This is a genomic window from Acinetobacter sp. CIP 64.7 (assembly GCF_000369745.1).
Lineage (GTDB): Bacteria > Pseudomonadota > Gammaproteobacteria > Pseudomonadales > Moraxellaceae > Acinetobacter > Acinetobacter fasciculus.
Genome location: NZ_KB850179.1, coordinates 318,473 through 338,352 on the forward strand (window position 1 = coordinate 318,473; position 19,880 = coordinate 338,352).

Annotated in this window: 16 protein-coding genes; 7 read left to right on the forward strand and 9 right to left on the reverse strand. The window is 42.7% G+C overall.

The window, feature by feature from the left end; all coding sequences use genetic code 11:
- Positions 1-31: 31 nt before the first annotated feature.
- Positions 32-2,803 carry a TrlF family AAA-like ATPase gene (locus F890_RS07905; protein WP_005266349.1) on the reverse strand — a complete coding sequence of 924 codons (2,772 nt, stop codon included), beginning with the start codon at positions 2,801-2,803 and terminating at the stop codon, positions 32-34.
- Positions 2,804-3,506: 703 nt separating this feature from the next.
- Between F890_RS07905 and F890_RS19225 the strand changes: the two genes are divergently transcribed.
- From F890_RS19225 to F890_RS07925, 5 genes are read left to right on the forward strand one after another with little or no spacing between them, the layout of a single operon-like run.
- Positions 3,507-3,638 (forward strand): hypothetical protein, encoded by a 132-nt coding sequence (locus F890_RS19225; RefSeq protein ID WP_004647016.1) that lies wholly within the window; start codon positions 3,507-3,509, stop codon positions 3,636-3,638.
- Positions 3,631-4,074 (forward strand): CopG family ribbon-helix-helix protein, encoded by a 444-nt coding sequence (locus F890_RS07910; RefSeq protein ID WP_004280384.1) that lies wholly within the window; start codon positions 3,631-3,633, stop codon positions 4,072-4,074. The genes F890_RS19225 and F890_RS07910 overlap by 8 nt, the downstream gene beginning before the upstream one ends.
- 11 nt (positions 4,075-4,085) lie before the next feature.
- Complete coding sequence (atzF, locus tag F890_RS07915) at positions 4,086-5,894, forward strand: allophanate hydrolase (RefSeq protein ID WP_005266350.1); 1,809 nt, start codon at positions 4,086-4,088, stop codon at positions 5,892-5,894.
- Complete coding sequence (locus F890_RS07920) at positions 5,891-6,913, forward strand: ABC transporter substrate-binding protein (RefSeq protein WP_005266351.1); 1,023 nt, start codon at positions 5,891-5,893, stop codon at positions 6,911-6,913. Before atzF ends, F890_RS07920 begins: the two co-directional genes overlap by 4 nt.
- Before the next feature lie 55 nt (positions 6,914-6,968).
- The gene (locus F890_RS07925) at positions 6,969-7,994 is read left to right on the forward strand and encodes an ABC transporter substrate-binding protein (protein WP_005222139.1); all 1,026 of its coding nucleotides are present in this window, start codon (positions 6,969-6,971) and stop codon (positions 7,992-7,994) included.
- 65 nt (positions 7,995-8,059) lie between these two features.
- Here the strand turns inward: F890_RS07925 and F890_RS07930 are convergent, their stop codons facing one another.
- The 8 genes from F890_RS07930 to F890_RS07965 form a co-directional block, all read right to left on the reverse strand.
- Entirely contained in the window at positions 8,060-8,959 is a 900-nt protein-coding gene (locus F890_RS07930) for a YncE family protein (protein WP_004894896.1), read from the reverse strand.
- Entirely contained in the window at positions 8,956-9,969 is a 1,014-nt protein-coding gene (gene ahr / locus F890_RS07935) for an NADPH-dependent aldehyde reductase Ahr (RefSeq protein WP_005222137.1), read from the reverse strand. The genes F890_RS07930 and ahr overlap by 4 nt, the downstream gene beginning before the upstream one ends.
- A 3-nt stretch (positions 9,970-9,972) precedes the next feature.
- Entirely contained in the window at positions 9,973-11,049 is a 1,077-nt protein-coding gene (locus F890_RS07940) for an isopenicillin N synthase family dioxygenase (RefSeq protein ID WP_005266354.1), read from the reverse strand.
- A 68-nt stretch (positions 11,050-11,117) separates the two neighbouring features.
- Positions 11,118-11,447: a DMT family transporter gene (locus F890_RS07945; RefSeq protein WP_004894887.1), complete on the reverse strand. Its 330-nt coding sequence runs from the start codon at positions 11,445-11,447 to the stop codon at positions 11,118-11,120.
- Positions 11,448-11,458: 11 nt separating this feature from the next.
- Complete coding sequence (locus tag F890_RS07950) at positions 11,459-12,352, reverse strand: ABC transporter ATP-binding protein (RefSeq protein WP_005222134.1); 894 nt, start codon at positions 12,350-12,352, stop codon at positions 11,459-11,461.
- A complete protein-coding gene (locus tag F890_RS07955) occupies positions 12,352-13,296 on the reverse strand; it encodes an ABC transporter permease (RefSeq protein ID WP_005266355.1) in 945 nt (314 codons plus the stop codon). Before F890_RS07955 ends, F890_RS07950 begins: the two co-directional genes overlap by 1 nt.
- A 246-nt stretch (positions 13,297-13,542) precedes the next feature.
- Entirely contained in the window at positions 13,543-14,559 is a 1,017-nt protein-coding gene (locus F890_RS07960; protein ID WP_005266356.1) for a CmpA/NrtA family ABC transporter substrate-binding protein, read from the reverse strand.
- A gap of 10 nt (positions 14,560-14,569) precedes the next feature.
- Complete coding sequence (locus tag F890_RS07965) at positions 14,570-15,148, reverse strand: ANTAR domain-containing response regulator (RefSeq protein ID WP_004280362.1); 579 nt, start codon at positions 15,146-15,148, stop codon at positions 14,570-14,572.
- A 503-nt stretch (positions 15,149-15,651) separates the two neighbouring features.
- On the opposite strand from F890_RS07965, the gene nirB reads away from it, so the two are divergent.
- A complete protein-coding gene (gene nirB / locus F890_RS07970; RefSeq protein WP_005266357.1) occupies positions 15,652-18,198 on the forward strand; it encodes a nitrite reductase large subunit NirB in 2,547 nt (848 codons plus the stop codon).
- A 24-nt stretch (positions 18,199-18,222) separates the two neighbouring features.
- Entirely contained in the window at positions 18,223-19,833 is a 1,611-nt protein-coding gene (gene nirD / locus F890_RS07975; protein ID WP_004647001.1) for a nitrite reductase small subunit NirD, read from the forward strand.
- Positions 19,834-19,880 lie beyond the last annotated feature (47 nt).

The following is a 19,880-nucleotide window of genomic DNA, read 5'->3' on the forward strand; positions in this document are numbered from 1 at the left end:
AAAAAAGACCGCCTACGCGGTCTTTTTTTCTTTATGAAGCTAAATTATATTTTTGTTCTCGTAATTTAAACGCTCTATCTCCACCTTCAAGAATTTCACAAATATGAGATTTAATTGCTTTTTGACCTAAAGTTGATGAGCAAGATGGGTTGAAATCTAAGGACTCAATACTACCGCCTTTATATTGAAATTTATGATTATTCATATTTGGACTATGAGTCCCATGTTGATTGGCAACAATAATTAGCTCACTATCTGCATTTACCACCACATTTGCGTTGTGAGTCACAAGAATAATTTGTCTTTCCTTTTTCTTTTGTTTTAGGAAAGTAACCAATTCTGAATAGATAGCTCGATTATCTAAGTCATCTTCAGGTTGGTCGATGATAATAGGGCACTTACTTTCACTACAATCTAAAGTCATTTTTAACACTACAAAAGCTTTCTTGCCTTGTGACATTTCATTGTAGTTGTCACCATCATAAATCACGTCAAATTTTATTTTAAACCATGAATTATCAAAGAATTCTTTAGTAAATGTTTCTAAAGTAGTACCACCTCTAAAACGAACTTCTCCTTCTTCTAAGGATTCTACTATTTCATGGTATTTATCTAATAGTTCTATTTGAGAAGTAACTTGCATTTCAGCAAATAGCTTGGCTTTTTCAGGCTGTTGGTTAATTGTTTTTTTGATAAATTCATTGAACTTGAATTTATCAAATATATTCGTTGCAATTATTTGTAGATCTTGGCTGATTGTAATTGATGATATAGCCTGTATTAATTCGGAAGCTACATTGGACATTGATAACCAAATTGTACGTTGAAACTCAGTTGTCAGACTTTCCAAAGATTTTTTTAATTCAGCAATTTTTTCTAAAATATCATCAATTTCTTGAATCTTAGCTTTTTCAATATTTAGCCTTTCTAATAATGGTTTTATAGCGTCAGAAGACCTTAGATAGACTTCGACTTTTTGAAATATGTTAGTACTTTTGATACTTAAAATTTCTTGTTCAACTTTTAGGATCTGATCAGAAATAGTTTTCTGGGATAGCTTTTTGAATTGCTCAAATTGAGTAGCTGTAAATTTTTCTATTTCACTTGCAAAAGATTCAAAGTGTGATTTTACTAGCACATAATTTAAACTAAGTTCAAATGGGTTTAACAGTTGATAGAAATCAGAACTGTGCTTATCTTCAAGTAGTTCCTTAAAAGTAATAAGACCTTCAAGATTTTTATTAAGAATTGTCAAAGTTTCATTCGAAGCATTAAAACTTGCCATTTCTTCTTGAGTTATATTTCCAATATCATTATTTTGGATTTGTATGGATAATTCATTAACTTGATTTTGAATATCATCCTTATTACCTTTCTGTGTCAATTGTGATTGATAGTCAGTTAAAGAGCTTAAAATTGAAAAATAAGTAGATACTTTTCCTGAAATTTCATGTCGTAAAAAATCACTTTGTTCTTTAAATTTAGAGAAAAGCTTATTGTCTTTTTGCTGTATCAAGTCTTTAACTATATCTTCAATACCTTGATCTTTTGACTTTGAATACATATGTCCTTGGTAAAAATATTCAATGGGTCTACTATAATCCTCCTTACCATCTTGCCAAATAATTCTAAAATTTGAACAAAGCTCATCAATATGCTGAGATTGTTCAAGGGAGTTTAGTGCGGTAGGTTTTAATTTATTTGCTAGACATTGTAATAGGGTGGACTTACCTGATGATCGCCCACCGATGATAGAAGTTAAATTACCATTAAAGTAAATTTTTTCGTTTGCAACATTAGTATTATTTAACTCGATATAATCTATTACTTCATATGAGTTTTTTATTTCAGGGCAATGTTGTCCGATATGAACACGACTTTCAGGTTCATGAATAATTTGCTTTAAACCTTCAAAAGTTGGTTCAGCTTTGATCCAACAATAACGATTCATTTTTGGTTCGAATAACTCTTCGAGACAATGAGCATCGCTACCATGAATAGACGGTTTGAGTGAGCGATATTTTGAAATTATTCCCTCAGGGGATTCACTACCTTTTCCTAAAAAATATCTATAGTCCGAAGGTTTTGCAGAGAATAAACCGTCTGCTAATTGATAAATAGAATTTCTAAGGCTATAAACGGATGCATCTTGTTGCTGTAGAAGATCCTCGTGTCCTCTTAAAGCAGAAACACCATCATCACCATTTGCAACAAATACGAGTACTTCATTTCTTAAATTTTTGTTTACTTCAAAAACTTCGATTAATGTGGTGTGAGGAATGCAAAACTGTTCAATCCCTTTCTTGAGTGCTAATTTTTCATCATCTTTTTGATGCTCTAAAAGGTATAAACGTCCTAGACTTTTGAGCCCGAATTCATTAAGAGGATATTTGTTTCCATCACCATGTGCCATTTTAATTTGACTTAATATTTGATTCTCAATTTTCTCAATTGCTAGAGGGTTAAAGATTAAGTGCAAATTAATCAAAGTGCTTGAACTTGTTGTTGGTGAAATTCTTAACTCCATGTTGGGTATCAACAAAATTTTAGATATAAGAGCTTTTTCATCACTATCAAATTCACTACGAGAATCAATTTCCGCTTGGAACTTTTTTACTTCTTTATAATTATCAACACTAAAATAGTCCGTGATACCAATAACTTTTATATTTCGTTCTAAGGCTTTTCTGAAAAGCTGAACACAGTAGTCTTCAAAAGAAATATCCCCAAATTTATCATTTTTGGCTGTACCTTTTGTATGGACATGTAAGTCCCAACGTCCCCACTCAGAGCCACGGCTCATCACTTTTCCCCTTAATATAGTTTTAAAGAACAATTGTTTAATTATTAGATTAATTGTAGATAAATATTGTTTGGAAAAGAACCTATATGGAGGGTTTTTCTCAATTTAAATATATTTTCCACCGAACAGTTAAATTCTCAATACTATGTATCTAGAAACTATAAGCCTCAAACTAAATTGATATACATCAAAAGTGGTAAACTTATTGGGCAAGTTCAAAAAGCAAATCTAGCCACACTTTGATGCACTCTCGAACCCCAATGGTGCAAAATGGGCTATTTTTTAGCCGCACTTAATAAAATTAAATCATCCTTATTCTGGTTTATATATGTATGTGATCGATTTTAAAAGTATTCTGCTTAAATCTATTCTATTTTATATTGTGGCACGCTTAATGCATTTATTTATATACAACATAAATAGAGGAGAGCAATACACTTGATCACTCATAAGCACAAACATCGGTTAACCATTCATGTATAAAAAGAATAGCAAGGACATGAGCAATCAAAATGGAATAAACCGGTGAAATACAAAACTTACTTTTGCTTTAGAACAAGCCCCATCTCACTGTTATGGGGCTTTTTTTTGCCCTTTTATGTAAGTTTATTCACCTTATCCAAATAACTAAAAATTGGCACGTTTTCTGCATTTTCCTAAGTAATACGAAATTTTGGTTTTGTAATATTTACAGGAGATGCACATGAACAATCCGACATCAAATAAAAAAATGCATCCATGGCTTCACTTTTTGGTTGAGCTGCTCAGCGTACGCGCAGGCTTTCACATTAAACAGTCTTCCCAATACCAACCCAAGGATCAACATCGTGCCTAAACAAAAATTGGCACGGATCAGTATTACCGTGCCAGAAACCACGCTACATGCGATGGACCAAAAAATTGTCGAGCAGCATTATGAAAGCCGTTCACAGGCCATTGTCGACATGATTAACCGCCACCTGATTGATGATCTGGTGATTCGCGATGAAGTCATGGTCGGCACACTCACCTTGCTCTACGACGTCAGCCTGAAACCGCTGCGCAGTCAGCTGGTCGATCTGCAGCAGCAGTATCTGGCGCAAGTGATCAATTCACTTCATATCCAGTTGGATGATGAAAAAATTTTGCAAGTCATGCTGATGCAGGGCGCGAGTAGTGATCTGAAAGAAATTAGCGAACAATTTATTGCACTGAAAGGCGTGATTAAAGGCCATCTCGAACTGATGGATGCCGTCATGCCGCCCATTCCACAAAATACCGAACACACTTAAGGAGAACAGCTGTGCACAACTTATGGACTGTACAGGACTGGCAACACGCCTACCAGAATAACAATATCCAGCTTAGTGACCTGATTGAGTATGTAGCCGAGTTGAATAATGACGATCATGCCTGGATATCAATTGCGACAGCAGCACAATTACAGGCACAAATTGATGCATTGACTGGTGCAGATATTGAAAGCTTGCCACTTTATGGGGTGCCATTTGCAGTCAAGGACAATATTGATGTTGCAGGGTTCTATACCACAGCAGCATGTAAAGAGGCAGCTTATCTGGCGACTTCCGATGCAACAGCAGTAGCCAAATTAAAAGCTGCCGGCGCGATTGTCGTGGGAAAAACCAATCTGGACCAGTTTGCGACGGGTCTGGTCGGTGTGCGCTCCCCATACGGCGCGGTGAAGAACAGCTTTAATCCTGAATATATCAGTGGTGGTTCGAGTTCGGGTTCCAGCGTGGTGGTAGCCAATGGATTAGTACCATTTTCACTGGGTACAGATACTGCAGGTTCAGGACGTATACCAGCAGGGCACAATAACATTGTCGGACTCAAACCGACCAAAGGCTGGTTTTCGACTACAGGCCTGATTCCGGCTTGTCGCACCATCGATGTGATTTCGATTTTTGCATTAACGGTGGATGATGCCTGGCAGGTGGCGCAAGTCATGCAAGGCTATGATGCTAGCGATGATTATTCCCGGGTACATCCTCAAAATGTACCGAGCCAATTTTCAAAAGGGAAAATTGCCATTCCGGATACACTGGAATTTTATGGCGATGCTGAAACTGAAAAAGCATTCCAGCTGGCGATCGCACGTGTACAAAGCTTGGGTTATACGGTTGAGCCGATTGATTTTGTTCCATTTCAACAGCTGGCGACTGCACTTTACAACCGCTCTTGGGTGGCTGAACGTACCAGTGCCGTGGAAAAAATGGTGCAACGTGAGCAGACCCATCCGGTAATTGGCCAGATTATAGCGCAGGCAGACCGGTTCAGTGCGGTCGATGCCATGCAGGATGAATATGAACGCGCCCGCCTGAGCCGTATCATTCAAAATACCTTGACGGATTATGATGCATTGATGGTGCCTACCGCACCTACCATTTATCGCATTACAGAAGTAGAAGCGGACCCTCTGGTAAAAAACAGTCACATGGGCGCTTATACCAATTTTGTCAATTTTGCCGATCTTTCGGCTTTGGCGCTACCCAATAGCATTCGTGCCGATGGTTTGCCAACGGGCGTGACCTTTATTGCACCAGCCTGGATGGATGAAGCACTGGCCAAATTCGGGCAAAAATGGCAGCAGGCGAGCCAGTTAAAGTTAGGCACATCTGAACTTAGCTATGAAAAAACAACTGAAATCTCATCGGGTCACAGCGTCAAACTGGCTGTCGTCGGTGCACATCTAAGCGGAATGCCGCTGAATTTTCAGCTGACCACACGCGGTGGCACCCTGATCAAGCAGACCCGGACTACTTCGCATTACAAACTGTATGCATTAAAAAATACCACACCGCCAAAACCCGGCCTGCAATACAGCGCTAAAGGTTGTTCAATTGAAGTCGAGGTCTGGGACATTCCACGTGCATTGTTTGGCGACATTGTCGCTGAAGTACCGGCACCACTCGGGATTGGCAATGTACAGCTCAGCGATGGCACATGGGTCAAAGGTTTTATTTGTGAAGGCTATGCCTTAGAGGATGCAACAGATATTAGCCATTTTGGTGGTTGGCGCGCCTATATCGAATCTAAAAAAGTCAGCAATACCAAGTTTAAATGCGCATGCATAGGGGAAATCGCACGATGATTAAAAAAGCCTTGTTGTCAGCATCTGTACTGACCACGATTTTATTAGCAGGCTGTGACAATACAGCCAAAGTACCGGAACCAAAAGCCAAAGCTGAAGGCAGCGTGAATACCAAGCCCATTACGATCGGTTACAGTGATTGGCCGGGGTGGGTGGCATGGCAAGTCGCGATTGAAAAAGGCTTCTTTCAAGAGGCAGGGATCAATGTTGAGTTTAAGTGGTTCGATTATTCAGCATCGATGAGTGCTTTTTCGGCCAATCAACTTGATGCCGTTTCGGTATCCAATGGCGATAACTTGGTGATTGCATCCGGTGGTACCAAGGGCATCATGATCATGGCGACCGATTATTCAGCCGGGAATGACGTCATTATTGCTAAAAATGGCATAAATTCGATTCAAGAACTAAAGGGCAAGCAAATTGCGGTCGAAAAAGGCTTAGTTGATCATCACTTGTTAAATACGGCTTTAAGCGATGCGGGTATTGCACATACTGATGTGAACTTGGTCAACGCGGTCACCAATGAACTACCACAAGTCTTTTCAAGTCCTGATGTGGCTGCGATTGCGGTATGGCAGCCGGTGGCCAATCAAGCCTTGAAAGCCGTTGCAGGTTCCAAGATTATTTATTCCTCTCAAGATAAACCTGGTCTGATTTATGACACTTTAACGGTCAATATGACGCATTTGTCTGCACACAAAGAAGAATGGAAAAAAATCATTCAAGTGTGGGATAAAACGGTGAAATATATTAATGATCCAGCCACACGTCCTGATGCCTTAGCCATTATGGCAAAACGCGTTGGTCTTGAAGCCGATCAGTATGCACAGTTTATTGAAGGGACGCATTTATTGGATTTGGCAGCCAATAAAAAGGTATTTGAAAAATCGAACAACTTTGATTCACTCTATGGTTCAAGCTATCACGTCAATGAATTTAACTTTAAAAATGGTGTATATACCCAAAAAGTCGATGTAGATGGGGTCATTTATCCCGAACTTGTACAATCTTTACCATAATCTTTTTTATACAGGCTTTTCGTATCGAAAGGCCTTTTTTCGTTAAGGGGGCTGTATGTTAAAAAAATTATCTCTTTCTGTGTTGGTTGCTTCAAGCTTAATTCTCGTAGGCTGTAGCAAATCATCAGATACCACAACTGAAGCAAAAGCAGTCAATTCAAGTACTGCTCCGATCCGTATCGCCTATAGTGAATGGCCGGGTTCACTCGCTTGGGAAGTGGCAAAGGCAAAAGGATGGTTTGAGGAGGCAGGCTTAAATGTACAACTTGAATGGTTCTCCGACTATAACGCATCAATTCAAGCCTTTTTGGCAGGCAAAATTGATGGGGCGAGTGTCGCCAATGGCGATAACTTTATGCTGTCTTCACAAGGTGTGAACGGGAGCATTATTTTGGTCAATAGTATGTCGACCGGAAATGATATCATTATTGCGAAACCGGGCATTGAGTCTGTTAAAGAGCTTGCAGGGAAAACCGTTGCATTCGAGAAAGGCTTGGTCAGTGAATTGTTCTTTACCACCGCGATGGAGAATGAAGGTCAAGATCCGAGCAAAGTCAAAGTCGTTAATGCGGTGACCCAAGAACTATCACAAGTCTTTAATACACCAGGGATTGATGCGATCACGCTTTGGCATCCATTTGGTTTACAGGCCCTTAAAGCTGTACCGGGTTCTAAAGTCATTTATGATTCAAGCAAAACACCGGGATTAATTTACGATGTTCTTTCGGTGAACTTGCCAAACATTGAAAAACGTAAAGATGAGTGGACCAAATTGATCGTGGTGTGGGACAAGATTGTGAAATATCTTGAAGACCCTGCGACACGTGCAGATGGTATTAAAATCATGGCAGATCGTGCCGAGATTAAACCTGAACAGCTTGAAAACCTGATGGCGGGTACGACCTTGCTCGATTTAGAAGATAATAAAAAAGTCTTTGTTAAAGGTGATGGCTTGGACTCACTGTATGGTTCTTCTTATAACGTCAACAAGTTCAATATGCGTGTCGGAATTTATTCAGAAAGCCCTGTTGTCGAAAATACCATCTATCCACATTTGGTCAATGCTGCACAAGCTGAATAATCCATCTAAGCTTGATAAAAAAGGGCTTTTTAGCCCTTTTTTATGACTCACGATTTAAGCGAAGTTCATGCTTCAATCAGCCAAACTTTCTCAATATCATGTGCAGTGACCCATAACACATCACCACACTGCATTACCGCACCACTTCCAGCATTCTCTTGTGCAGTGATCTGCCTTAAAATCTTGCCAGAAATCAAATCAATTTCGATTAACAATAGATTTGTCGTTCTGACCCAAAGTCTGTTTTTAGATGCAAAAATATCCCCACCATCGCCACGTGCATGTTCAGGGAGTTGAATGGTTTGAACACACTCACAGGAGAGAGCATCAATTTTTGAAACCGTGCCATGCTTTTGATTAAGGCTAAACACATATTGATCATTGGCCGAGATAAACCAAGGGGTTTCATCAACATCAATCACATGTGTTACACGGTTTAAGAAAGGATCAATCCGTTGTACGGAGGCGTGTTGAGTGTTGGTGAGCCAAATTGCACCTGCACCATAGCAAACATTATAAGAGCTCGGTAAGACTTCAATATGTTGTTCAATTTGACCGCGACACGGTGCAATTTTGGTGAGTAATCCTTCTGCGGAGACCACCCAAATGGCATCATCGGATGCCGCCAAACTAAATTCACCCGTTAAATCCGCAAGACCCGTCGGAATGATGGCTAAAACTTCATTACTAATCTGATCTATTTTATAAATGGATTGATTTTCTAGACTCGCCACCCATACTGCTGAAAATGCACACACCGGAATTCCTGCAGCCTTAGGCACTTGAATTTCAGCCACCACCTGATTGTCTTGAGCCGAAAACTTTTGTAAGACATCCTGATTGGTGGCCCAAATATAGCGGCCATTACTCGCCATAAAGTCGACAAAACCGGAAACATGCCGAGTTTGTAGCGCAAGATGTTCAATGGGTACTTCATTTGATTCAAGCAAAACAGCATGATTCATCTATGTAACTCCTGCATATTGATGACAGCACGGTAGCGCAGTTTCCCCTGACGTAACTTCTCAATCGCATCATTGACTTTCGAGATGGGAAATTCCTCCACCCAGGGCTGTATATGGTGACGTGAGCAGAAATCGAGGAGCTGATGCATGGCAATCGGTGTACCTGTGGGTGAACCTGTTAGACTAATTTGTTGATCAATTAGCTGAAAGCTTGAGATTTTAAGAGGAGCTTCGACCAAACCGACCACATGAAACTTTCCTTCAGGAGCCAATAAGCGAATGTATGCATCCCAATCGAGTGCTTGATTGACCGTATCCACAATCAGATCAAAATTTTGTGGGGGAATATCATCAAGCTGAGTCGAGGAAAGGACTTGGTCTGCACCTAATTGTTTTAGTTCATCATATTTTGCAGGGTTTGAACTAAACGCAGTGACTTTGCAGCCCCAAGCTTTGTAAAGTTGCACTGCAATATGTCCTAAGCCACCAATACCAATCACGCCCACATGATGAATCGCTTGAATACCATGTTGCAGTAAAGGGGTAAATACCGTTAAACCACCACAGAGTAATGGTCCAACACTTTGGAGATCCATATTTTCAGGAATAGGAATCACCCAAGAGGCTTGCGCACGGACATGACTCGCAAAGCCACCATGACGTCCTACAATCGTGGATTCAGATTGTTTGCACAGATTAGGTTTGGCCGACAAACAAGGATGACACGTTTGACAATGACCCGATTGCCAACCTAAACCGACCACTTGATTGGGGACTAGATGTTTTACCGTGCTACCAAGCTTTGAAATACGTCCAATGACTTCATGACCCGGAACGAAAGGATATTGTGTTTGTTGCCAATCATTATCAAGCATAGAGAGGTCAGAGTGGCATAAGCCACAGTACATGACCTCAATTTCAACCTCATCGGGGTTTAAGTCGTTAAACTCAAACTGATAAGGTTGAAGTGCTTGCTTAGGCGCATGTGCGGCATAAGCAAATACAGGCATCACTTATGCTCCTAAGTCATCATAATTGTGTTTACCAAAATGGACATTTGGACCAGTCAGTTGAATTTCGCCACGTTTGACCATCTCACGCATATAACGAAAGCCTTGCGCACTGACTTCAAATAGATGTTGACCTGCAATCACAGGCGGATATTTCTCTAAAGCTTCTGGCGTTGCAAATTGAGGCAACGGTTTAATCTCGACATCATAGTCACAAGCAAAGAATAGCGGGAATGAATAACGTTCATCACGGACTTTACGAACACGATGAGAGGTTGCAGTAAAGCGACCGCCACTTAAGGCTTCAATCATGTCGCCAATATTGAGCACAAATGCATCTTCAATGGGAGGTGCATCAATCCATTCACCTTTAGAGTTCACCACTTCGAGTCCTGCTGCAGTAGGTAACAAGATGGTGAACAGCTCCATATCGGTATGTGCACCAAAACCAAAGATATCTTCTGCTTCTAGATCATGTGGATAGTGCATTAAACGTAGTTGAGAGGTGGGTCGTGTGACTAAACGGTTAAGCGCATCGGGTTCAAGTTGAAGGGCCAATTCAAAACCGCGCAGCAGCACACGTCCTAAGGCAATCACATCTTCATAATAAGCGCTAACATCTTGCTTAAAATTCGGGAGATCGGCCCATACATTCGAGCCATGCATCGGTTTTTGAGCAATCACGTCAGGATCATCATCAGGTAAATCCCAACTCAAATCGAAAGCTTCTTTATTGTCTGTTTTGTTGGGTAATTCTGCCAAATCAGGACGATCAATCGCTTCAACACGTTCTTCACCCGGTGGCACATATCCACGATGCTTAATGCCAAATTTGCCGGCGTAATACTGCATTTTTTCTTCAAAGGGTAAGGCGAAAAATGCTTTAGCTTGGGCTTGTAATGCTTCTATATGTGCTCTCGGAATGCGATGACCCTTAATATATAAAAAACCGACATGCTCAGCCGCTTTGCCGAGTTCTATCGCAACCTGTTGTTGATCTGCAGGATCTGCACTGTACAACCCTGAAATATCAATGACAGGAATTTCACTGAAATCTTTTTCAATCGTTTGAATGCTCATGTTACCCCCTAAAATGAGGCACGTATGGTGTGGAACAATGCGTGCCTTGTGAATTTACTAATGTCTGCTTAAATTTCAGTACTGTTTGAAAAGACGTTAATAATGACGATGCCAAGCACCATAAAGGACAGCCCAATCAGCGCTGCCGTGTCCAAATGCTGTTTATAGAAAATCCAACCAATGCATGAAATCAAAATAATGCCTGCACCCGACCACAGGGCATATGTAATACCCACGGGGATGGTTTTCATGGTGAGCGCTAGAAAGTAAATTGCGATCAGATAGCCAATGACAGTGATCGTGGATGGAATCCATTGGCTAAAACCATTCGATGCTTTTAAAGCAGAGGTCGCAATCACTTCTGCCACAATTGCAATCATTAAATAGAGGTAAGCCATATTGATCTCACTTACTTGCTAGTACTGACTTTGGTCATACGAGGAATCACCGGTAAATCTGCCAAAGCAGGATCAAGTTCATCTTCTTCGGCATGCACCAATTGATCGACACGTTGACGTAAGCTTTTAAACTCAGGTGTCAGCATGAGGTCAGGATGACGTGGGCGTGGCAAGTCGACTTCAATAATTTCTTTAATCTCACCTGGGTTGGCTTTCAGTGCCACGATACGGTCGGCAAGTAGAATGGCTTCGTCCATATCATGGGTAACAAAAATGATGGTAATGTCGATGTTTTTCCAAAGATCCATTAAGTGACGTTGCATTTTTTGGCGCGTATGTGGGTCAAGTGCACCAAAAGGTTCATCCATGAGCAGAATTTTCGGTTCATTGACTAAGGCGCGGGCAATGGCGACACGCTGTTTCATCCCACCTGACAGTTGGTGTGGATATTGATTTTCGTATTTTTCTAAGCCAATGATGTTAATCCACTCGCGTGCTTGGGCTTCGGCTGCTGAATGACTTTGGCCCTTCATTTTTGGACCAAACATTACATTTTCTTTGACAGTTTTCCACGGAAAGAGGGTATAGCCTTGGAACACCATGCCACGCTCAGGACTTGGGCCTGTAATCGGTGTGCCATCCACTAAAATCTCACCACTACTATATGGGTCTAAACCTGCAACCACACGGCTAAAGGTCGATTTACCACACCCAGAGGGTCCAATCACACAAATAAATTCACGTTTATGGATTTTGAGATCTAATGCATTTAAGACCGTGCGTTCTGTTTTGCCATGTTTAAACTTTTGTGTGAGTTGTTTTGCTTCTAAGATCACGGGACGTTGGTAAATCTTGTCAAAATAGTGACGTGAATCAAATGCATCAGTATGTTCAAGCTGTGTCATTAGTGTGCTCCCGCTTTCCATTTAAATAAACGTTGACCGATTTTCATCAGGACGACATCGCAGATCAGACCGATCATCCCAATAATTAAAATTGCAGCGAAGACATTGTCGAAATGTTGGTAGCGTGCTTGCTGGGTGATAAACCAAGTAATGCCAGAGGTGCTGCCAATCAGTTCAGCCACAATTAAGTAAGTCCATGCCCAACCGAGCAGTACACGCAAATTACGGTAAATTTCAGGTAATGCTGCAGGGATCACCACATGTAACAGACTTTTGAGTTTATTTGTGCCCAGAGTAAAACCGGCTTCAATCAAGCTACGGTCAACCAAGCGTGTGGTATTGGCAATAATCAGAATTTGTTGGAACAAAGTGCCAATCACAATAATGGCAATTTTTGGTGCATCGTTGATCCCTAAAATTGCAACGGCTAGGGCACCAAATGCAGGTGCAGGCAAATAACGGAAAAATTCAACAAAAGGCTCGGTCAGTTGGGATAGCTTGTTTGAAAAACCGCATAAAATTCCGAGTGGGACACCGACTAAGGAAGAAATAAAGAACGCAGTAAAGACCAGCTTGATACTGTGCCACAGACTTTCATGAAACCAGGGTGCATTGGCCTGAGCAGGCTCCGTGGTAAAAGCTGTGATCAGTGCAATCGCAACTTCATGCGGTGCAGGCAGATAAATCGGGTTGACCAGAATACCTTGCGGCGGAGCCAGACCCTGATCTACCGCAGACTGCGCAGCAGAAAAAAACTGGTCTTTATCAATACGACTTTCGACCTGTAAATAGGCAACACTACCTGAATCAGTAATCTGGACTTGTGGATGCCAGATAAATGGCAAGTAGCTGACTGCACACCAAATTAAAATTGGTATTAAAAAAGACCCCAAGCCAAACAGCAATTTATTTCTTTGACTGAGTTCACGTGCAACGTAACTCATAGTGTTGCCCCTCAATATTACAAATTTTATAAAACGTAATACTAAATAAGCAAAATGGATGCCATTTCATCCCAAATCCTGAAATGACTTTAAAAAGGACTTATTTTTATAGCAAAAATTAGCAGACAACTCTTAATCATATTCAAGAAGTTAGATCAGAATGCAGAGATTTTTTAATCATTTTTTGGAAAATAGACTCAATGAAAAAGACCTGAAAAATCAGGCCTCTTTTTTCAGTAACATCATTTAGCCAATAATGTCTGCATGCTGGCTTTGCAAACTATAGATGCACTGTTCTGCAATCTGTTTTTTCTCGGCTACGGTCATTTCAATATCTTCCCATTTCTGCATCTGCTGCAGGAGCCAGATAAAATCATCGACTTTCGGTTGGGCACTTTTCCCAACAAAATTCCGGATAATATTCTTGATCTTGTAAAAGTCATAGACATGCCGCTGGGCGGAACATTCAAACTGAATAATCTGATAATCGACTAACATGTCCCATACTTCTGATAAATCACTGCGCTGCTTTAAATCATCCTGCGCTTTTTGTACTGCCTTGACCACTGCCTCTACAGTAAATGGATGCTGTTCTGCCCATTCCTGGGTCATGGCCAAGACTTTATCGGCAACTTTTGGAATGACATTCTGGCTTGCCGCGACGATAAAACTATAGCCTTCAAGTTTGGCCTGAATATTCCAGGGTTCTCCCACGCAAAAGCCATCGAATACCTGTTCCGCGATTCCTTTTACCATGGAAGGCGGTGGAGACGTCATCAGCTGGATATTCTTGGCCAGTTGTGGATCAGTCAGTGCCAGCCATTCTTTTAAGCAGTAATGGTGAATCGAATATTTATACACATAGGCCAGATTGATGGGATGATTCTGTTGTAAAGCCTGTACCAGTTTCTTTGAGGTGCTTTGTTCATCATCCTCAGGCTGGATACCGAGTTCATAGCACCAATCCTGGCGCAGGCTAATAAAAGCCTGATTCACGCTCAGTACTAGAGGGGTTTGCAAAGCCACCTGTAACTGGTCTGTGCCCAGGGCAGCAGCGGGCAACATGGCGGACAGACAATGTGCAGCATCCAGAAAGCCATAGGCCAGACGGTCACGCAAACTTGACCATGAGGCTTCGCGGATTAAATTGATGGTTAATCCTTGCTCGGCAAAATAACCCTGTTTTTCAGCCCAGAGAATGGCAACACAATCAAGTAAAGGAATATAGCCAATATTGAGTTCAGTTTTTTCTAATGTGGACATATGCTTTTCCTTATTGGCCCAGTAACAGCTTCTGTGCATCCAGTAAGCGTCTGGCCATTTCACCAATGGTAATCCGGTGACTCATGGCATTTTTACGCAATAAAGCAAAAGCTTGCTCTTCCGTTAAGGCATGCAGCTGGATGAGCAGGGCTTTGGCTTTATCGATATCTTTACGGTCAATCAGCTTGTCCTGGGTTTCTTTTAAATCGTTCAGCAGCTTTTTATGTTTGCGGAATTGTTCAATTGAAATTTCCAGAATGCTTTCTAGTTTGGTGGGATCAATACCATCGACAATATAAGCCGTGATTCCGGCATCAATCGCACTTTTGATGGTGTCTTTATTGGAGTTCTGGGTAAACAGCACGGTCGGAAGTTCATATTGGCTGACACAGCTTTCAATAATATCCCGATGCGGATGATCCATATTCAGCAGGATCACATCTGCATGAATACCCTTAACATGTACCATATTCAGGTCATTCAGGATTAAACAGGCCACCACCTGAAAATCATGTGAAAGTAAGGATTCCTGGATGAATTGGGCGCGCTCCAGATCATCATCAATAAGAGCAATTCGTAATTTGGACATGGAATATTTTCAAGTAAGGCCTAAGGAATATTCAAGCAGGAGTAAAGCAAAAAACATGCCATTAAATTGGTGCATAAAATTCTATTTTTCTGTTCAATTTAGTGCATAGCTTTAGGGATTTCAGCTGATGGCTGATCAAAATGAAGCGTTTAGGTAGATCATCTGCCTGAAATAAGGCGTTTTCTTATTGGAAAAGTTGGCACGATTTCTGCATTTATTAAATCGTCAAAGATGACTTTCAATACTAACAACGGCCAACGATGTCCGTTCTGATCGTAATTGCACTTTCAAGGAGTGTGATTGGTATTTCGTTCAGCACAGGATAAATGACATGGTCAGTTGTTCAGCAATACAAAACGCACAAGCGTTTCAACCCTTCCTCCAGCATTACAAAGCGCTGGGTTGCGGTATTTACAACATATTCAATCAGCAGACATATCAATGCCTAGACGTGATATGCGGCTTTTTATCATCTTTAAAAAAACAATAGTTGGAGTGCAGATATGAAAATTCTCATGATTGGGCATGGCATGGTGGGGCATAAATTCATCGAATCTGTACTGGAACAGGCCGGTGATGACATTGAGCTGACCATTTTGGCAGAAGAGCCACATTTAGCTTATGACCGGGTACATTTGACCGAATATTTCAGCGGCAAGTCGGTCAAGGATCTGAGTCTGTGTCGTAGTGATTTTGCCGATGCTTATGGCATTGATTTGCGACTTAATACTAAAGCGGTTGAAATTGATCAGCTCCATAAAACCGTCACCACCAGCCAGGGTGATGTGCTGAGTTTTGACAAGTTGATTCTCGCTACCGGTTCTTATGCCTTTGTGCCACCATTCCCGGGCAATGACCGTCAGAATTGCTTTGTTTATCGTACTATTGAAGATCTGGATGCCATTCGTGCAGCCAGTCTGAATGCCAAAACTGGCGTAGTGATTGGCGGCGGCTTGCTAGGGCTGGAAGCAGCGAAAGCCCTGCGAGATCTGAATCTGGAAACCCATGTCGTAGAATTTGCTCCGCGTCTGATGGCGGTGCAGATTGATGATCTGGGCGGCCGGGTACTGCGCTCTAAAATTGAAGACCTTGGTGTCAAGGTACATACTCAAAAGGCCACGTCAAGTATTGAAGATGGTGACAGCACTCAGCATGTAACGAAGTTCGGAGATGGTTCGGTGCTTGAAACCGATATCATCCTGTTCTCGGCCGGTATTCGTCCGCGTGATGAACTGGCGCGCCAAAGTGGTTTACTGATTGGTGAGCGTGGCGGCATCATCATTAATGATTATTGCCAGACCTCACATCCGGACATTTATGCCATTGGTGAATGTGCACTTTGGGACAATAAAATTTATGGTCTGGTTGCACCGGGCTATGACATGGCGCGTATCGCGGCAAAACATGTACTGGGCCAAGAGAGTCATGCATTCGCTGGCGCCGACATGAGCACCAAACTCAAACTGATGGGCGTGGATGTTGCTTCTATTGGTGATGCACATGCCATGTCCCCAGGTGCTTTGAGCTATTTCTATGCTGATGAAGCCGCGCAGGTTTATAAAAAAATCGTGGTGTCAGCAGATAAGGCCAAGCTGCTGGGCGCGGTGCTGGTGGGCTGTGCCAAAGAATATAGCGATCTCCTGCAAATGATGCTGAATGGTCTGGCTGTACCGGAACAACCGGAAAGCCTGATCATGCCGGGCTTTGATCAGTCGACCTCCAAATCGGGTGGCAGTGGCATCGATTTGTTGCCTGACAGTGCGACCATCTGTTCCTGTAATAATGTTTCCAAAGCTGATATCTGTTCAGCCATTGATGGCGGTGCAACTTCATTGGGGGCACTGAAAAAATGCACGCAGGCTGCAACAGCGTGCGGTGGCTGTGCGCCATTGGTGACGCAGGTTCTCAAATCTGAATTACAGCGTCAGGGTGTCACGGTGAACAATCACCTGTGCGAACATTTTGCCTATTCACGTCAGGAACTATATCACCTGGTTCGTGTGCATGAAATCAAGAGTTTCTCTGACCTGATCCAGCAACATGGTCATGGGATGGGCTGTGATATCTGCAAACCGACTGTAGCCAATATTCTGGCATCCTGCTGGAATGACTTTGTCCTAAAACCTAGCCATGCCGGTTTGCAGGATAGCAACGACTACTACCTCGGCAATATCCAGAAAGATGGTTCCTATTCGATTGTGCCACGTGTGGCAGGCGGCGAGATTACTCCGGATGGCCTGATTACCATCGGTCAGATTGCCAAAGATTATGGCCTATATACCAAAATCACAGGCGGACAACGAATTGACATGTTTGGTGCGCAGGTACATCAACTGCCTGAAATCTGGGAAAAGCTGATTAATGCCGGTTTCGAGTCCGGACATGCCTACGGCAAATCTTTACGTACGGTGAAATCTTGCGTGGGCAGCACTTGGTGCCGTTTCGGGGTCGATGATTCTGTCGGCTTGGCAATTTTCCTGGAGAACCGTTATAAAGGCCTGCGTTCACCCCATAAAACCAAAATGGCAGTATCCGGCTGTACCCGTGAATGTGCAGAAGCACAGAGCAAGGATGTCGGTGTCATTGCCACGGAAAAAGGCTGGAATCTATATGTATGCGGAAATGGCGGCATGAAACCGCGCCATGCTGAACTGCTCGCTTCGGATCTGGATACTCCCACACTCATCAAATATATCGACCGCTTCTTTATGTTCTATATCCAGACAGCAGACCGTCTGCAGCGCACCAGTGTGTGGCGTGACAATATGGAAGGTGGGCTGGACTATCTGAAAGATGTCATTGTGCATGATTCGCTCGGCATTGCCGCTGAACTGGAAAGCCGTATGCAGCATGTGATTGGTACTTATCAGGATGAATGGCGCACCGCAATTGAAGATCCTGAAGTACGCAAACGCTTTAAGACTTTTATCAATGCCAAAGCAGCCGAGCAGAATGACCCGCATATTCAGTTTGCGCCTGTACGTGGCCAGATTCGTCCAAAGACAGAAGCTGAACGTGATTTAAACCGTATTCCAGTGGTTGAAGCCTAAATACCACAGTCAGGGAGAATGAAAATGACAATTTTAAAAGACATGAACGAACTGAACTGGTACGAAGTCTGCAATCTGGATGAGATCACTCCGAATACCGGTGTGGCAGCCCTGATTGAAGATCAGCAGATTGCAATTTTTCGCGTGGGTCAGGAACAGCGGGTTTATGCACTCAGCAATCAGGATCCGTTTAGTCTGGCCAATGTCATGGCACGTGGCATTCTGGGTGATCTGCAAGGTGAGCGTGTAGTCGCATCCCCAATTTACAAGCAGCATTTCAGTCTGGTGACCGGTCGTTGTCTGGAAGAACAAGAGCAGAAATTACTGGTATTTCCAACCCGAATTGAAAATGGCAAAGTTCTGGTGAGTCCGACTCCACAAAAAACTTATATTTCCAGTAATGGTCAAAACACAGAGCGCTTAAAACTGGTACTGATCGGGAATGGACTGGCGGGTATGCGTTGTCTGGAAGACTTGCTGGATATGGCGCCAGATCGTTATGACATTACCGTGATTGGGGAAGAGCCATGGGGCAATTACAACCGGATCATGTTGTCACCGGTATTGTCTGGTGAGAAAAGCTTTGCCGAAATTATGCTGCATTCAGCCGACTGGTATGCTGAAAAAGGCATTCGATTCATTGCTGGGGATGCAGCCATCGCTATCGACCGTTCGCGTAAACAGGTCCACACCCAAAAAGGCGAAGTCGTTGCTTATGATCGTCTGATTCTCGCCACTGGTTCCAAACCCTTCATGCCACCTATTCCGGGTGCTGAACTTGAAGGCGTGATTAGCTTCCGGGATATTCAGGATGTTAACCGCATGCTGGATTACTGCAAAACCAGGCAAAACGCCGTCGTGATTGGAGGTGGGTTGCTGGGTCTAGAAGCAGCTTATGGACTGAAGCAGCAGGGGATGAATGTGACTGTGCTGCACCTGATGGATCGTATTATGGATCGTCAGCTGGATATGAAAGCCAGTCAAATGCTGAAAAAATCAATTGAAGATAAAGGTATCCGGATCATCACCGAAGCCAACACCGAAGAGCTGCTCGGTATGGATGGTCACGTGACTCAACTGCGGCTAAAAGACGGGACAATGCTGGATGCCGATTTGGTGGTCTTTGCTGTCGGGATTCGACCCAATAAAACCCTGGCTGAACAGGCTGGCTTACGCTGCAATCGCGGAGTACTGGTGAATGACACTATGCAGACCTATGACCCGAGTATTTATGCGGTAGGTGAATGTATTGAGCATCGTGGCCAAACCTTTGGACTGGTTGAGCCATTATGGGGACAGGCCTTTATCTGTGCGACGCATCTGGCTGAACATGGCCGACTGACCTTTAAGGCACCGACTGTTCCGACCCAACTCAAGGTTAGCGGATGTGATGTCTTTTCGGCCGGAAATTTTGAACCTCAGGATGATTTTGAAGATATCGTGCTGAATGATGAGAAGCGTCAGATTTATAAACGGATCATCATTCAACAGGACAAGGTCATTGGTGCTGTGCTATTTGGCGATACCGAAGATGGGGCTTGGTATGCAGAACTGATTGCAGACCAGACACCAATTAGTAATATCCGCAGCAAACTGCTTTTTGGTCGGGATTTTGCATTAAAAAAGGCAGGGTAATCGGATAAACCTCCTCCAAACCCTCTTTGAAAAAGAGGGGAACCTCC